This is a genomic window from Bosea sp. BIWAKO-01, assembly GCF_001748145.1.
In the GTDB taxonomy this organism is placed as follows: Bacteria; Pseudomonadota; Alphaproteobacteria; order Rhizobiales; family Beijerinckiaceae; genus Allobosea.
This window is the reverse complement of record NZ_BCQA01000001.1, coordinates 2,581,265-2,596,269: the sequence shown is the minus strand read 5'-3', so window position 1 is coordinate 2,596,269 and position 15,005 is coordinate 2,581,265. Positions and strand designations below refer to the sequence as shown.

The window sequence follows — 15,005 nt, the reverse complement described above, 5'->3', positions numbered from 1 at the left end:
CGAACCGCCGCAAGACGGGTCATGGGCTGCAAAGGGTTAAGCAACGCCGGCGCATAATCGATGCGCCGGGCCAACCACGTGCAAGGCACTCTGGCGAGCTGCGATCAGGCCGAGAGGTCAGACCGGTCCAGTATCCGGCCTCAGGATGCGCGCAGCGCGCGACCGCCCGCTGCGGGATCGCGAGGTCTACTTCACTTCACCGAGATAGGCCGTCGCGTCGATCTCGACGAGACAGTCGGGCGAGCCGAGGCCATTGACGATGCAGGACACGCGATGCGGCGGGTCCTCGGCGAAATTGGCGAAATAGACCTCGTTCATCGGCTCCCAATAGGCACGGTCGGTAACATAGACTGTGCACTTGACGACATCCTTCAGGCTGCCGCCGGCCTCCTCGAGGAGCGCGCGAATGTTGTCGATGCATTGCTGCGTCTGACGCCGCGCGTCGCCGACGGCATATTTGCCCTCCCTGTCCATCCCGACGCAGCAGACGAACATGAAGTCCCCGGCGACCGTCGCCTGGGCGAAAGGCAGCCTTCCCTTGAAGACACGGTCGGAAGAGATCGTACGCTTGGGCATCGTGAACCTATGGGTGGGAGTTGCGCGGCAACCCGCCGATATCGGGCAACAGTCGCGAGACCTGCACAAGCCAGCAACTGCGCCGGAGCCAAACTTAACCTATGGTCATAAGCCCAGCCAGACGGGGCACCCCATCCAGTCTCAGATTGCTGTGGGAGAACTGGCGTCCCGGAAGGGATTCGAACCCCTGACCTACGGTTTAGGAAACCGTTGCTCTATCCTGCTGAGCTACCGGGACGCACGTGATTGCGTTTAGCATAAAGCGCATGCGGGTGAAGCCTCTTGTTGCAGTCATGCTGTGTCTCGTTGCGGCGTCGGGCAAGGCGCTGGCGAATGCCCCTTGTCCCGGCCCAGCCGCCGAGGCGCCGACGGTTCGTTTGGCTGGCGCCGATGCCGGGGGCGATCTACTGCTCGAGGATGGCCGGCGGATACGCCTCGTCGGACTGGCCCCTCGGCAGGACGACGCGGAGACCGCACGTTTCGTCGCGGCCCTGACAGCATGGCAAGGCCGCGATCTCCGGATCGTCATTCTGGCCGAGCCCGATCGCTGGGGCCGCATCCCGGCGCGCCTGCTCGCCGATCCGGCCCCCCAGGCCACTGCATCCGTGGACCTGTCGGTCGCCCTCATCCGAAGCGGCGCGGCCTGGCATCTGCCCGATTCCGTCAGCAGCCCCTGCGACGCGCTCTTGCGGGCATCTGCTCCGAATACCGCCCCATCTGCGCGACAAAATGGCCCAAAACCGGCCAATCTCGTCGATGGTCACGATATTGCCGCGTTGAAGGTGCACGCCGGTCGCGTCATCGTGCTGGAGGGGCGGATCGCATCGGTCGGCGAGCGACCCCAGCGTTCGTATCTGAATTTTTCGCGCCGGCGGGGAGCCGGTGCGTCGGTCGTCGTGTCGAGGAGGCTCTGGCGGGAGATGCGGGAGGTCGGCTGGACCGCCAGGACACTGACGGGTAAACGCGTGTGGGCGCGCGGCGTACTGAGCGGGCCGGATGGATTGTCGCTCGAACTCCCCTCCCGCGCAGCCCTGGAACTGATCGATTAGAACCATGCTGGCCTTTAGCCGACAGACTGTGTCACGCCCCATGGCGCGACTAGGCGCCCTGCTCTTGCCCGCCCTGCTGCTTTCCGGCTGCTTCGGCGACCAGAGCGTCCTGCCCCCACAGCCGGCCGATGGCGAGCTTGCCCCACGGCTGAGCACGTTCCAGCGCGCGTCGGACCGAGAGCATTTACGGCTGCTGGCCGCCTTCGGCGGCGAGTACCGAGCGCCGAACGCTCGGGCACAGCTCAATGACGTCGTCGCCCGGCTGGTCAAGGCTGGCGAGGGGCAGATCGGCAGCTACGAGATCACCATCCTGAACTCGCCGGCGGTGAATGCGTTTGCCCTGCCCAATGGCCGGCTCTACGTCACGCGCGGACTGCTGGCGCTCGCCAACGACACCAGCGAGATCGCTTCGGTGCTCGCACACGAGATCGCTCACGTAACCGCCCATCACGCTGTCGAACGGGCTGAGGCCGAAGCCGAATCCGCGCTTGTCACGCAAGTCGTGACCCAGGTCCTCAACGATCCGGCTGCCGGGGCCTCCGTTCAGGCCGGCTCCAAGATCTCGCTCGCCCGCTTTTCGCGGCAGCAGGAGCTGATTGCCGACCAGATCAGCGTCCGCAACATCGCGCGCGCCGGCTACGATCCCTATGGAGCGGGCCGCTTCCTGGCTGCGCTCGGCCGCAATACCAGCTTCCGCAACAGTGGCCAGGGCCAGAGCGGCAGCGAGAAGCGGCTGGACATTCTCTCCAGCCATCCCTCGACCCCGGAGCGCGTCGCCGCCGTCACGGCATCCGCCCGCCAGATCGGTGCACCGGGGCTTGGCGAGCGCGACGCGGCCCGCTGGCTCGCTGCGATCGACGGCATCGCCTATGGCGACGACCCGAGCGATGGCGTGGTGCGAGGCCGGCGCTATCTCAACAGCACGTTGCGCATCACCTTCGCTGCCCCCGACGGGTTCGACCTCGAGGCGGCGCGCGACATGGTCATCGGTGTCAGCGGCAACGGCGCTCAAGCGCTGCGTTTTGATTCGGTCACACTGAAGCCCGGCCAGACCCTCGAATCCTATGTTGCCTCCGGCTGGATCGACGGGGTCGAGACTGGCCCCGTCGAGAAGCTCGATGTTGACGGCCAGGCCGCTGTCCTGGCCAGCGGCAAGGGGACAGACTGGACCTTCAGGCTCGCCGCCATCCAGGCAGGCAATCGCGTCTATCGCTTCATCCTAGCGGCCCGCGGCAGCAGCGATCCGGAGCGCCCGATGCGCGCCGTGCTCAGCAGCTTCCGGGTCCTGGCTGCAGCGGAAGCACAGGCCACGAAGCCTCTGCAATTGCGGATCGTCAGCGCCTCCGAAGGCGACACGCCCGCGACGCTCGCCGCCCGCATGGCGACGCAGGATCGCGCGTTCGACCTCTTCCTGCTGCTGAACGGGCTCGATCGCAACAGCAAGCTGACGCCCGGCCAGCGCTACAAGATCGTCGCCGAATAGGGGCTGCCCCCGCGCGGGCAGCCCTGGCTTTCCTCGCCACGGCACCCGGGCGCCACCGGCAGAACCGGCGTGATCGACTTCTGCGGGGGCCGCCGCCCCGGCAACGACCTTGCCCGCGCCGCTTCCGAACTGCCGCCCGCGAAGTGCCCCACGGGCGCTCGCCCGATCTCGCCAGGTGCCGCAGATCGGGGTCACGCAGATCAAAGCCCTCCGGCTGATCCACCGGGCCGCGCACGATGGCGGGCTGGTCCAGCAGGCGCCGGATTACGAGAAAGACGCTCAGGGCCGCCAGAGCGATCCGTCGCCCTTCTCACGCGCAAATGCCGGAGCCATCTCGCCAAGAAAAAACCCGGCGGTTGCCCGCCGGGTCGATTGGCATCATGCCGGAAGAATCGCCTCAGGCGGCTTCTTCCTGCAGATCGTCATTATCGCTCTCGAGATCGGCATCAGCCGGGTCGACCTCGGTGCCCTTGGCCGCACGACGCGGCGACTTGGCGAGCTGGCCCTCGATCTTCTTCAGCGCTTCGGTCTCGGTCACGTCATCGACGACCGCGATCTCACGGGTCATGCGGTCAACCGCGGCCTCGTAGAGCTGACGCTCGGAATAGGACTGCTCGGGCTGCGCCTCGGAACGATAGAGATCGCGGACGACCTCGGCGATGGCGACGAGATCGCCGGAATTGATCTTCGCCTCATATTCCTGGGCGCGGCGCGACCACATGGTGCGCTTGATCCGGGCGCGGCCAGTCAACGTGGTCAGCGCCTTGCTGACGATATCGGTATCGGCAAGCTTGCGCAGGCCAACGCTGACAGCCTTGGCGGTGGGAACGCGCAGCGTCATCTTGTCCTTGGCAAAGCTGACGACGAAGAGTTCAAGCTTGAAGCCGGCAACCTCCTGCTCTTCGATCGCCGTGATCTGGCCGACGCCATGGGACGGGTAGACGACGAACTCGCCCGTCTTGAAACCCTGGCGCACAACAGCTTTCTTCGCAGTGGACATGCCGTTACGACTCCTGACGGGACCGCTTGAGACGGCCCACGATGACACGTCCCCGGCCGGAATGACCGGAGACACTCTGCCTGATGCGTTGCAATCCCGACCGAGCGGTCACGGACCCGCAGCCTCACGCTCCCTCAGCCGATTGCTACTTGACCACCGAACACGAAAATCACCACGCTCCGGCCCTCTGCCGGAAGCCCTGGTCATCCCGTATCTATGGGGGTGCCCCGTTTATGAATCCTCGCAGGGGCAGGCGGAACCAATTCGACTGCACGAAAAGGTGTATCACAAAAAACACGCCGAATCAAAGGTAAACGCCGATTAACACCGGAACTGCATGTCGCAGCGCCGGTGCGCTCATCGCTCAGCCTCTTCCCCTTGGGTGAAATTCAGTCGCCTTCGCCGGGGTTCGGCGAGAAATGTTCTTCGAGCTTTCCGGCCACGCCATCAAAGTCCTTGGCGTCGGCCGGCGGGTCTTTCTTCTGGGTCAGGTTCGGCCAGCTCGACGCATATTTCGAGTTGAGCTGCAACCAGCTCTCAAGGCCGGGCTCGGTATCGGGCTTGATCGCCTCGGCCGGACATTCGGGCTCGCAGACACCGCAATCGATGCACTCGTCGGGATGGATGACGAGCATGTTCTCGCCTTCATAGAAACAGTCGACGGGACAGACCTCGACGCAGTCCATGTACTTGCACTTGATGCAGTTTTCGGTGACCACATAGGTCATGTCGCCAGTCCTTCCCGGTCCATCCTGCCGGATCATAAAGACCCGGAAGGCGGGTGTTTCAAGGCCGATATCCGGGCTGCGGCAGAAAGAAAAATCTCTTCCGGCCAGATCCGGAAGGAAACTCCTCCCGAAGCACCCAAGCCTGCCCAGGCAGGCCTATCGAACCGCTCCCGCGCTCTATCCGCTCGGATCGTCCTCCGCAAGCGGCGCGTCGCCGCGCGTGCTCTCACCCAAGCGCTCATAGAGCAGTTGTGCCTCCTCATAGGGACCGCGCCTGCTGCCCAGGGCCAGCAGGCGCACCACTATGGTCTCATGCAACAGCGCCAGCGTCAGCACGTCGCCGAGCTTGAGCCCAAGCGCCGCATTCCCTGCACGCCGACCATTCACGCGGACATGGCCGTCATCCACCAGGCGCACAGCGACCGAGCGCGTCTTGGCGAAACGCGCGAACCAGAGCCACTTGTCGAGACGCTGGCGATCTTCCCGCAAGGACAGCCCTTCCGCTCAGCCCCAGATCAGTTGAGGCCCATGTCAGTTCTTGCGCCCGCCGCCCTCGAGCTGGGCCTTGAGAGCTGCAAGCTTGGCAAAGGGCGAATCCGGATCAGGCTCGCGCTCGGCCGGGCGCGGCTTTGACGTCTGCTGGAAACGCTCGTTGCCCCGCTCCTCGCGGCGTGGGCCACCTGGGCGCCCATCGCGCTTGAAGTCCGGCCGCGGGCCACGCCCCTGCTCGGGGCGGCCATTGCGCTGCGGCCGGGCGCCGCGCTTCTGATCACCCTCGCGCGGCTGCGCCTCCTGTCGGGGAGCATCACCTTGAGACGCATTGGCGGCAGCCGGACGGCCACGATCGCCCTGGCGGCGACGCTCGTCTGGCCGACCACCGTCACGGTTCGGACGTTCACCACGCCCTGCGCCAGGCTGACGCTCGCCCTGAGCGCCATCGCGGCGACCGCGACCGGCATGCTCCGGTCTGCGCCCACCCTGGTGACGATGCGGCCGCCAGACCTCGATTTCCTGCACCTCGGCCGCAGCAACGACATCAACCGCTGCCTCGGGGGCAGCAGGTTCCGCGGCAAGAGCTTCCGCAGCAAGAGCTTCCGCGGCAAGCGTCTCGGAGACAGGCGTCTCGTCGGCCGGTGCCGGCAGAGCAGACATGGCATCGGCTGGCACCGGATGCGCGGCTTGCTCGAGCTCGGTCTCAGTCGCGATCGGGGCGTCCGCGGTTTCGGGCGCAGCTGCCGCAGACGGGGCAACTTCGATGCTCTCGGCGTCAGCGCCAGCCGCCGGCTCGTCGACAGGACCGGCGCCCGCCTCATCGACCACGACCGCCGGATCAGCCTCGCGTCCAGCCGGAACGTCCGTTGCTTCCGCCGTCGGCGCGTCGGCAACCGGAGCGGCAGTAGCGACCGGTGGCTGCGCCAGCGGCACGGTGATCGCCGGTCCTGGACGCTTGGCCGAGACATAGCCGAGGGAGCGCAGGATCGAGGCGAAATCCTCGCCCGCACAACCGACCAGCGAGGTCATGGCACCGGTCACGACAAAACCGTCCTGATCGGCCGCGCCGGTGGGCGGCTGACCCTGGGTCAGGCCCGGGCGATAGGCGATGGCTGGCCGGATCAGGTCCGCAAGCCGCTCGAGGATATCGACACGCACGGCGCGCTCGCCGCAGACGCGATAGCCGGCAGCGCGGTAAAGGCCCTTCGGCACCGCCTTGTCGACGGCAAAGGATGTCCGGCCCGAAGCCGCGAGATGCGCAATATCGTCGAGGCCGGACGTATCGGGTCCGCCATGCTTCAGCGCCCAGAGCTGGGCAGCCAGCGCACGCGGCGCCGGCTTCAGCAGCGCGGGGACGTAAAGATGGAAGGCACCGAAGCGGATGCCGAGCTGACGGAGCGCCGCACGGCCCTCCTGATCCAGCGTCTTCATCTCCTCGCCGACCTTGGCGCGCTCCAGCACGCCCAGCGACTCCCCGGTCTGATAGGCGATGCCGCGCGCAATACCGGTGACATTCTCGGCATTCTCGAGCAGCTGCAGCGCACCAAGCAGGCGGGCGATGTGATTCTTGAGCCAGAGAGTGAGGCGCGCGTCGACCTGTTCGCGCGCCGGCCCGGTCAGGTGCTCCTCGACCAGCAGGCGCAGGCGCGGCTCCAGAACCTTGTCGCCAGCGACAAGCCGCGCGACTGGTTCACCGATCCAGCGCACCAACCCGTCATGCGAAAGCACGAAGGCATCATCAGCCGCGAGCACGACGCGCGCGGCGCGCGCCTCGATCTCGCTGGCAAGCGCCTTCATCGCGGCCATGTTCAAGGCCTTCGCCTCAGGCCCGCCGGCCTTGGGATCCGCCGTGAAGCGAAATCCCTGAAGCATCCCGACATGCTGTCCCTCGACGAGCACATCGCCCGTCGTGGTGACCTCAGCCTCCAACATTGCATTCTCCCGCAAACGACGCATCAGCACGCTCGTGCGCCGATCGACGAAACGGCTGGCTAGCCGCTCGTGCAAAGCGTCCGACAGTTTGTCCTCTACAAGACGCGCCACCCCCTGCCAATGCTCTGGATCAGGTAACCAGTCAGGACGGTTTGCGACATAGGTCCAAGTTCGGACCTGCGCAATGCGGGCAGACAGCGTGTCGATCTCGCCATCGGTCCGGTCAAGCGCATCGAGTTGGGCACGATACCAGTCCGGATCGAGCCGTCCGTGGCGCATCAGGCGCAGATACAGCGTGGTGGCGAGATCAGCATGCTGCATCGGCGCGATCTTGCGATAATCGGGCAGGCCACACACCTCCCAGAGCCGCTCGACTGCTGCACGGCCCTGCGCCAGCGGCCTGACATCGGCGTCGCGGGCCAGAACCTCCAGCGTCGTCATGTCCTCTGCGATCAGCGCACGGGTCAGCCCCTGCTCGGTTGGCTGGACGTTCAGGCTGGCGATCAGCCCGTCGACGGAGCGCAGATCGAGGTCGGAATTGCGCCATTGCAGCTGCCGCACCGATTCAAAACGATGATTCTCGATCGCCTCGACCAGTTCGGCGTCGAAGGGCGGGCAACGCCCGCTCGTGCCAAAGGTGCCGTCGCGTAGATGGCGGCCGGCGCGCCCGGCGACCTGGCCGAACTCCGCGGGATTCAGCTTGCGGAAATGATGGCCGTCGAATTTCCGGTCCGCCGCGAAGGCAATGTGATCGACATCGAGATTGAGCCCCATGCCGATGGCGTCCGTCGCGACGAGATAATCGACATCGCCCGACTGATAGATCTCGACCTGGGCATTGCGCGTGCGCGGCGAGAGCGCGCCGAGCACGACGGCGGCTCCCCCCTTCTGCCGACGGATCAGTTCGGCGATCGCATAAACCTCCTCGACGGAGAAGGCGACGATCGCGCTACGTCGTGGCAGGCGGGTAATCTTCTTGTCGCCGGCAAATGTGAGCTGCGACAGGCGGGGACGCGTCACGACGTTCACGCCGGGAATGAGCTGCTCGATCAGCGGCTTCATGGTGCCCGCGCCGATCAGCATCGTCTCGGCCCGACCGCGCCGGTTCAGCAGGCGGTCGGTGAAGACGTGACCGCGGTCGAGATCGGCGGCGAGTTGAATTTCGTCAATCGCGACGAAATCGACGGCGAGATCGCGCGGCATGGCCTCGACGGTGCAGACCCAGAAGCGGGGCCGCTGCGGCTTGATCTTTTCCTCGCCGGTGACCAGCGCCACCGCCTCGGGGCCGACCTTCTCGACCACGCGGCCATAGACCTCGCGCGCCAGCAGGCGCAGCGGCAGGCCGATCATTCCGGTCGGGTGCGCCACCATCCGCTCGATCGCCAGATGCGTCTTGCCGGTATTGGTGGGCCCGAGAACTGCTGTGACACCCTGCGCACGAACCGAGGGCGGAAGAGAGCGTGCTGAAATCAAGACGCGACCGATCGTTTCCTTTGGGCCCTTGCCGGCAGCAGACACTGAGGAAAGCGTCCTACCTTGGCACAAGCTGGAGCGCCGAAATTAAGCTGCGGAACGAGTCCTGAACGAAGCAAGCCCGAATCGCTGACTCCGGCAGAATCGGGATTCGTTCACGGCAAGATATCGCGGGGACAGCCGCACGCACCACCATATCTGGAATCGTGACACGAGCTTGATCCACTCATTTTCGCGATCAGCGTAAACGGCCGGGCGCCGACAGTCCTCCGCGCTATTTATGTCGTGCTCACGGCGAAACGAGGGGCGGCCGCATGATTTCTGCCGATGCAACAACGCGGGATCGGCGTAAACCACCGCCACGGCGGGGCGCCCAGGCAGGGCCGCCGGGCCAAGCCGGCGCGACCGAGCGGCTCAGTTCTGCCGCGCGGCCGTGGTGGTGGTCGGATCGACCCTGAAGCTCGAGGCCTCGATGACCGCAGTCCCGATCATGGTCTTCACCGAGATGCGGATCGGCACCATCACATTGGTGCCATTGACGGGGGCAAGCCAGGTGTTGATCTCGCGATTCTCGGTCATGAACTTGGTGCTCGGCCGGAGAGCCCGATGCCCTGCGATCGGCACATAACGCGCCTGGCAGATCGTGACCGGGCCGCTATAGCCCTCGAGCTTCACCTGGCGCGAACCGGAATAGCTCAGCTTGATGTCATAGCGCGCGGCGCCGTCGAAGATCGGCAGCGTCCGGTTGCAGGCGGCACCATTCCCGCCCTTGCCCTCCACGGGCATCAGGAAGGCGCTGATCGGATCAACCACATTGCGCTTGTGGCTCTCGTTGAGCGGCACGCGATCGGGCTTGTCGTCGATCGGCGGCGCAATATCCACGGCCTGCACCGTGCCGCCGTCGAGCGCCATGCGCACAGTGCGGCTCTCGCTTGAGTTCGCCGACGAAACCGCGAAGGTCGCAGGCGACAGGCGCCCACCATGAAGATTGCCGGTTGCCGCACCCGAGCCGCGTCCGCCCGTGAAGCTGCCGACCAGGCCGGTCATCTTGGCGACGATATCGAGCTTGTAGCTGCTACCGTCGATGCCGCCGCTGAGATGGGCGGTGCCGAGCGTCAGGCCGAGCAGAGAGACATCATATTTGGCCTCCAACGAGGCCGCCGCGACTGACGACGCTCCAAAGCCGGAGGCCAGGGCCAGCGCAGCGAGACCAAGTCCGGCCAGGGACGACGCGATGGCGGGCTTCATCCAACTCCTCCGGACGGGCATGCTTCAGACCGGCATGCACTGCGAATCGGTCCGAATCGTGACCCCTTTTACCGAATTTGGCGAGTGGCAATGCCGCCACGCTGCGGCCGCCCCGATCGTGCTATGGAATCAGTCCCGGTCCTTGACGCAGCAGCCGGGCTTGGCTATAGACCCGCGACTTCAATTTGACTTCCGGTGCTCGTGGGCCGGCACGTCGCGTGTCGGCATTTTTGTTTGAGACAACCGGTTCCAAGGGAACGATATCATGGCTCGCCGTTGCGAACTGACCGGGAAAGCCACCCTCACCGGGCACCTCGTCAGCCACTCGAACCGCAAGACGAAGACCGTCTTCCGGCCGAACCTCGTCAATGTCACGCTCCGTTCGGACGCGCTTGGCCGCTCCGTGCGCCTGCGGGTCTCGGCGAACGCCCTGCGTACGGTCGATCACCGTGGCGGACTTGACGCCTTCCTGGTCAAGGCGCCGGCTGGCGACCTCTCGACCAGCGCCCTCACGCTGAAGCGTGACATCGAGAAGAAGCTCGCGACCAACTGATCGCGCGTTTCCTTCGCGGAATGAACGAAGCGGCCGAAAGGCCGCTTTTTTCGTCTGCCTGGGACGCAGTGGCCAGCGCCGTATCATCCGTTCTCGGCGCTCGATCGCCGGCACATTCAGCGCTTGTGCTTGCCGCAAGGGCGAGCATGAGGTCACGCTCGTGGCCCTATCCCAACTCGAACTCCAGCAGCACGGTGCGCTGCAGGAAGGAGAAATTGTCGTCCGAGATCAGGGTCAGGATCGTCCTGCCTTGCTCCTGATGGACGCAAAGCCCTTCCATATTGTCGATTTCCTGGCCGAGATCGGCCTCGATAAGGGAGGGGCCATCGAGCATCGCGCCGGGCCGGAGGCTTGCGCCGGGAACACGGCGAATCCGCATGCCGACACCACGCAGAGGCTTGTACCAGCGCTCCAGCAGAAGCATGTCGCCGCCGGGCAGGAAGGCCAGATCGGTGATGTCGAAGCCGCCATGGCGCCGCACCTGAAAAAGGCCGGGCTGTCGCCCCCCGATGATCGCGCCGAGCGTCGGTTCGTCTTCCCCGCCTGAGCGCTCGGCAATGGCAACGAGCGCGCCAGCAAGCGGCTGCCCGGCCGGAACGACACCGATCGCCTCCAACCCGCGATTGCTCGGTAGGCGCTTCACCTCGCGCGGGACCGGGACGATGCGGGCACGCGCCTCGACACCGTCCCGCGCCCATTCGAAACGCAGGACGTCATGCGTCCGCTCGACGCCGATATAGGCGACGCCATCGGCGATCGTCAGGCTCTCCGTGTCGAAATAGCGCGAACGATGCAGCGGCCGGCCGGAGGCGCCGAGGATCGGTGCAAGTTCGGCCTGTTCGAAACGAACGATCCGCCCCTTTTCGGAGACAGTCTTCGCCGTCAACCAGAAGCCGTTATCGGTGATCGCCACCAGATCGACGCCGTTGCGCGAGCGCCAGAGGCCAGAAAACCCGCCAAAGCGCGGATGGTCGCCGCGCAACACCAGCCCACCCCGGAAGCTGAGCTGGCCGAAGCGAGTTTTGCCGGGAGTGCGCGGCTCGAAGGCATCGAAGCCGCGCACGCCGATGGTGAGCGGTATGCGGCCCGGCTCGATGCTCTGAGCCTGAGCGGCAGGCAAGCCCAAGCTGGCGGCGCCCAGCCCCAGGAGGACGCCGCGTCTGGTTGGCCTCATTGCATGCGACGAGAAACCGGGGCCTTGCCGGTGGGGCCATCCTCCTCGAAGAGCTCGGCCAGCTTCTCCGTCATCACCCCGCCGAGTTCCTCCGCATCGACGATGGTGACGGCGCGGCGATAGTAGCGCGTCACGTCATGGCCGATGCCGATGGCGATCAGTTCGACCGGCGAGCGTGTCTCGATCTCGGCGATGATATGGCGCAGGTGCCGCTCGAGGTAGTTGCCGGCATTCACCGACAGCGTCGAATCGTCGACCGGCGCTCCATCCGAGATCACCATGAGGATCTTGCGCTGCTCGGGCCGCGCGAGCAGCCGCTTATGCGCCCAGTCGAGCGCCTCGCCGTCGATATTCTCCTTGAGCAGGCCCTCGCGCATCATCAGCCCGAGATTCTTGCGAGCCCGGCGCCAGGGAGCGTCCGCCGCCTTGTAGATGATGTGCCTGAGATCGTTCAGCCGGCCCGGATTGGCCGGCTTGCCGGATTGCAGCCAGGCCTCGCGCGACAGCCCGCCCTTCCAGGCACGCGTGGTGAAACCGAGCAGCTCGACCTTGACGCCGCAGCGTTCCAGCGTCCGCGCCAGGATGTCCGCGCAGGTCGCGGCAACCGTGATCGGCCGACCGCGCATCGATCCGGAATTGTCGATCAGCAGCGTCACGACCGTATCGCGGAAATTCGTGTCCGATTCCTGCCGGAAAGAGAGCGGCTGGAACGGGTCGATGATGATCCGCGGCAGGCGCGAAGGATCGAGCGAGCCCTCTTCGAGATCGAACTGCCAGGACCGGTTCTGCTGCGCCATCAGGCGGCGCTGCAGCCGGTTGGCAAGCCGTGCCACCACGCCCTGGAGATGGGCGAGCTGCTTGTCGAGATAGGCCCGCAGCCGGGTCAACTCCTCGGCATCGCAGAGCTCCTCGGCCGTGACTGTCTCGTCGAACTTGACGGTGTAGGGCTTGTAGTCCGTTTGCGGCCGGTCGTTCTGGCGACCCTCGCGGGGGCGCGGCGCTTCGCCCGCCTCCTCGGATTCAGAGGAATCGTCCTCCTCGTCCCAGTCGCCGGCCGGAGCATCGGTCGCTTCCGATGCGCCCTCCTGCAACTCGTCGGTCGCATCCTCGCTGACCTCGACCTCCGAGCGCTCGCCGCCGCTTTCCTGCTCGGCCTCGCCATCCTGCTGCTGCTGATCCTCGGAGGACTGGTCCTGGTTGTCCTCGTCCTCTTCCTCGTCCTGGCCCTGCGAACTCTGCTCGGCCATGTCGAGTGAAGCCAGCATATCGCGGACCGTCCGCGAAAAGGCGCGCTGATCCTCGACCGACTGCGACAGCCGGTCCAGATCGGCACCGGCCTTCGTCTCGATCACGTCGCGCCAGAGATCGACGATCTTGGTCGCGGCCTGCGGCGGCTTCAGCCCCGTCAGGCGCTCACGCACCATCAATGCGAGTGCGTCTTCAAGCGGGGCATCGGCCCGATCGGAGATTTCCTCGTAGCGGCCGCCGCGGTGATAGCGATCTTCCAGCATGGCGGTGATGTTGCCGGCCATGCCGCTCATCCGGCGCGAGCCGACGCATTCGACCCGGGCCTGCTCGACAGCGTCGAAGACAGCACGCGCCGCATCGCCCTCCGGTGCGGCGCGACGGTGGATCGAGGCGTCATGGCAGGCGAGCCTGAGCGCCATCGAATCCGAGTGGCCGCGCAGGATCGCGACATCCTGGACCGTCAGCTTGCGCGGCGGTTCGGGCAGGCGGGCCCGTTCACCAACAAGCGACGGCTTGTCCGCCGCGAAGACGATTTCCATCTCGGGCTTGCGCGCGATCGCCTTCATCGCACCGGAAATGGCGCGTTTCAGCGGCTCGGCTGGTGCTTCCTTGGGCTGACCCGGCTTACGATTGGAGATGGACAAGGCGGAGCCGTCCTTTGACTTGATGCTAGCGCGAGCGCCCGTCGAACATCGTCGAATCGAGTTCGGCGGGCTCGACACCTTCGAGGCAGCGGACATTCACCGCGACCATCGGCGTGCCGTCCGGCATCGAGCCGCGAGCGAAAGATTCGATGCCGCAGGTCTCGCAGAACAGGTGCTGGATCTTCTGCGTGTGGAAACGGTATTCGGTCAGCGCATCCTCCCCCTTTTCAAGGGTGAAGGCCGTCGCCGGCGAAAAGGTCAGGATCGAGCCGCGACGCTGGCAATAGGAACAATTGCAGGTGATCGTCCGGTCGAGACTGGCCTCGACCGTGAACCCGACCCGCCCGCAATGGCAGCTCCCTTGATAGCGCGCGCTCGCCATGACCCGTTTCCCCTCAGCTCAGAACGACGTTGACCGCGCTCTCCGGCAATTCCTTGCCGAAGGAACGCTGGAAGAACTCCGCCACCAGCGTGCGCTCCATCTCGTCGCACTTGTTCAGGAACGTCACCCGGAAAGCGAAGCCGATATCGCCGAAGATCGCGGCATTCTCGGCCCAGGTGATGACCGTGCGCGGGCTCATGACGGTCGAGAGATCGCCGTTCATGAAGGCGTTGCGGGTCAGGTCGGCGACGCGGACCATCTTGTTGACGATGTCCTTGCCCTCGGGCGAGGCCTGATAATGCTTCGACTTGGCGAGCACGATCGCGACTTCGTTGTCGTGCGGCAGGTAGTTCAGCGTGGTCACGATCGACCAGCGGTCCATCTGGCCCTGGTTGATCTGTTGGGTGCCATGATAGAGGCCCGACGTGTCGCCGAGGCCGACCGTGTTCGCCGTGGCGAACATGCGGAAGGCAGGGTGAGGACGGATGACGCGCTTCTGATCGAGCAGCGTCAGCTTGCCGGACTGCTCGAGCACGCGCTGGATTACGAACATCACGTCCGGGCGACCGGCGTCGTACTCGTCGAAGACGAGCGCGATGTTGTTCTGCAGCGCCCAGGGCAGGATGCCGTCCTGGAACTCTGTGATCTGCTTGCCTTCCTTCAGCACGATCGCGTCCTTGCCGACGAGATCGAGGCGCGAGACGTGGCTGTCGAGGTTGACGCGCACGCAGGGCCAGTTCAGGCGGGCGGCGACCTGTTCGATATGGGTCGATTTGCCGGTGCCGTGATAGCCCGAGATCATGACGCGTCGATTATGCGCAAAGCCAGCGAGAATCGCGATCGTGGTGTCACGGTCGAATCGGTAGTCGACGTCGAGATCGGGCACATGGGCGTCGGCCTGCGAGTAGGCCGGCACTTCGAGATCGGAATCGATCCCAAAAGTCTGGCGCACCGACAGCTTCATATCGGGAAGGCCCTGGGCAATCGTCGTCGTCATTGTCTTGTCTCCGGGCGCAGAACAGT

General features: G+C 65.5%; 13 protein-coding genes and 1 tRNA gene. 3 read left to right on the top strand and 11 right to left on the bottom strand.

Annotated features, from left to right (window positions below):
* Window positions 1–186 precede the first annotated feature (186 nt).
* Both BIWAKO_RS12025 and BIWAKO_RS12020 read right to left on the bottom strand, forming a co-directional pair.
* Entirely contained in the window at window positions 187–576 is a 390-nt protein-coding gene (locus BIWAKO_RS12025) for a RidA family protein (RefSeq protein WP_069878876.1), read from the bottom strand.
* A 161-nt stretch (window positions 577–737) separates the two neighbouring features.
* A tRNA-Arg gene (locus BIWAKO_RS12020) sits at window positions 738–814 on the bottom strand.
* Between the two features lie 139 nt (window positions 815–953).
* Between BIWAKO_RS12020 and BIWAKO_RS12015 the strand changes: the two genes are divergently transcribed.
* Both BIWAKO_RS12015 and BIWAKO_RS12010 read left to right on the top strand, forming a co-directional pair.
* Window positions 954–1,625 (top strand): hypothetical protein, encoded by a 672-nt coding sequence (locus BIWAKO_RS12015; protein WP_141740049.1) that lies wholly within the window; start codon window positions 954–956, stop codon window positions 1,623–1,625.
* Between the two features lie 40 nt (window positions 1,626–1,665).
* On the top strand, window positions 1,666–3,108 hold the full coding sequence (locus BIWAKO_RS12010; protein WP_244523422.1) for a M48 family metalloprotease: 1,443 nt from the start codon (window positions 1,666–1,668) through the stop codon (window positions 3,106–3,108).
* A 397-nt stretch (window positions 3,109–3,505) separates the two neighbouring features.
* Here BIWAKO_RS12010 and BIWAKO_RS12005 read toward each other — a convergent pair whose 3' ends face one another.
* The 5 genes from BIWAKO_RS12005 to BIWAKO_RS11985 all read right to left on the bottom strand — a co-directional run bounded on the left by BIWAKO_RS12005 (window position 3,506) and on the right by BIWAKO_RS11985 (window position 9,981).
* Window positions 3,506–4,108, bottom strand: coding sequence for a CarD family transcriptional regulator (locus BIWAKO_RS12005; protein ID WP_069878873.1), 603 nt, complete (start codon window positions 4,106–4,108; stop codon window positions 3,506–3,508).
* A gap of 389 nt (window positions 4,109–4,497) precedes the next feature.
* Complete coding sequence (gene fdxA, locus BIWAKO_RS12000) at window positions 4,498–4,836, bottom strand: ferredoxin FdxA (protein ID WP_069878872.1); 339 nt, start codon at window positions 4,834–4,836, stop codon at window positions 4,498–4,500.
* Window positions 4,837–5,013: 177 nt separating this feature from the next.
* Window positions 5,014–5,325, bottom strand: a complete 312-nt coding sequence (locus BIWAKO_RS11995) for an RNA-binding S4 domain-containing protein (RefSeq protein ID WP_069878871.1) — start codon at window positions 5,323–5,325, stop codon at window positions 5,014–5,016.
* Between the two features lie 42 nt (window positions 5,326–5,367).
* On the bottom strand, window positions 5,368–8,730 hold the full coding sequence (locus BIWAKO_RS11990; RefSeq protein WP_069882398.1) for a helicase-related protein: 3,363 nt from the start codon (window positions 8,728–8,730) through the stop codon (window positions 5,368–5,370).
* Between the two features lie 417 nt (window positions 8,731–9,147).
* Window positions 9,148–9,981 (bottom strand): DUF3108 domain-containing protein, encoded by an 834-nt coding sequence (locus BIWAKO_RS11985; protein WP_244523421.1) that lies wholly within the window; start codon window positions 9,979–9,981, stop codon window positions 9,148–9,150.
* 265 nt (window positions 9,982–10,246) lie between these two features.
* Here BIWAKO_RS11985 and rpmB point away from each other — a divergent pair, with 265 nt between their 5' ends.
* Window positions 10,247–10,534 carry a 50S ribosomal protein L28 gene (gene rpmB / locus BIWAKO_RS11975; protein WP_069878868.1) on the top strand — a complete coding sequence of 96 codons (288 nt, stop codon included), beginning with the start codon at window positions 10,247–10,249 and terminating at the stop codon, window positions 10,532–10,534.
* Window positions 10,535–10,700: 166 nt separating this feature from the next.
* Here the strand turns inward: rpmB and BIWAKO_RS11970 are convergent, their stop codons facing one another.
* Genes BIWAKO_RS11970 through cobS form a run of 4 tightly spaced genes read right to left on the bottom strand, consistent with a single transcriptional unit; the run spans window position 10,701 to window position 14,979 of the window.
* Window positions 10,701–11,660 (bottom strand): esterase-like activity of phytase family protein, encoded by a 960-nt coding sequence (locus BIWAKO_RS11970; RefSeq protein WP_244523420.1) that lies wholly within the window; start codon window positions 11,658–11,660, stop codon window positions 10,701–10,703.
* A gap of 44 nt (window positions 11,661–11,704) precedes the next feature.
* A complete protein-coding gene (gene cobT, locus BIWAKO_RS11965) occupies window positions 11,705–13,600 on the bottom strand; it encodes a cobaltochelatase subunit CobT (protein WP_069878866.1) in 1,896 nt (631 codons plus the stop codon).
* Between the two features lie 25 nt (window positions 13,601–13,625).
* The gene (locus BIWAKO_RS11960; protein WP_069878865.1) at window positions 13,626–13,982 is read right to left on the bottom strand and encodes a GFA family protein; all 357 of its coding nucleotides are present in this window, start codon (window positions 13,980–13,982) and stop codon (window positions 13,626–13,628) included.
* A 13-nt stretch (window positions 13,983–13,995) separates the two neighbouring features.
* Window positions 13,996–14,979 carry a cobaltochelatase subunit CobS gene (cobS, locus tag BIWAKO_RS11955; RefSeq protein ID WP_069878864.1) on the bottom strand — a complete coding sequence of 328 codons (984 nt, stop codon included), beginning with the start codon at window positions 14,977–14,979 and terminating at the stop codon, window positions 13,996–13,998.
* Window positions 14,980–15,005: the final 26 nt, after the last annotated feature.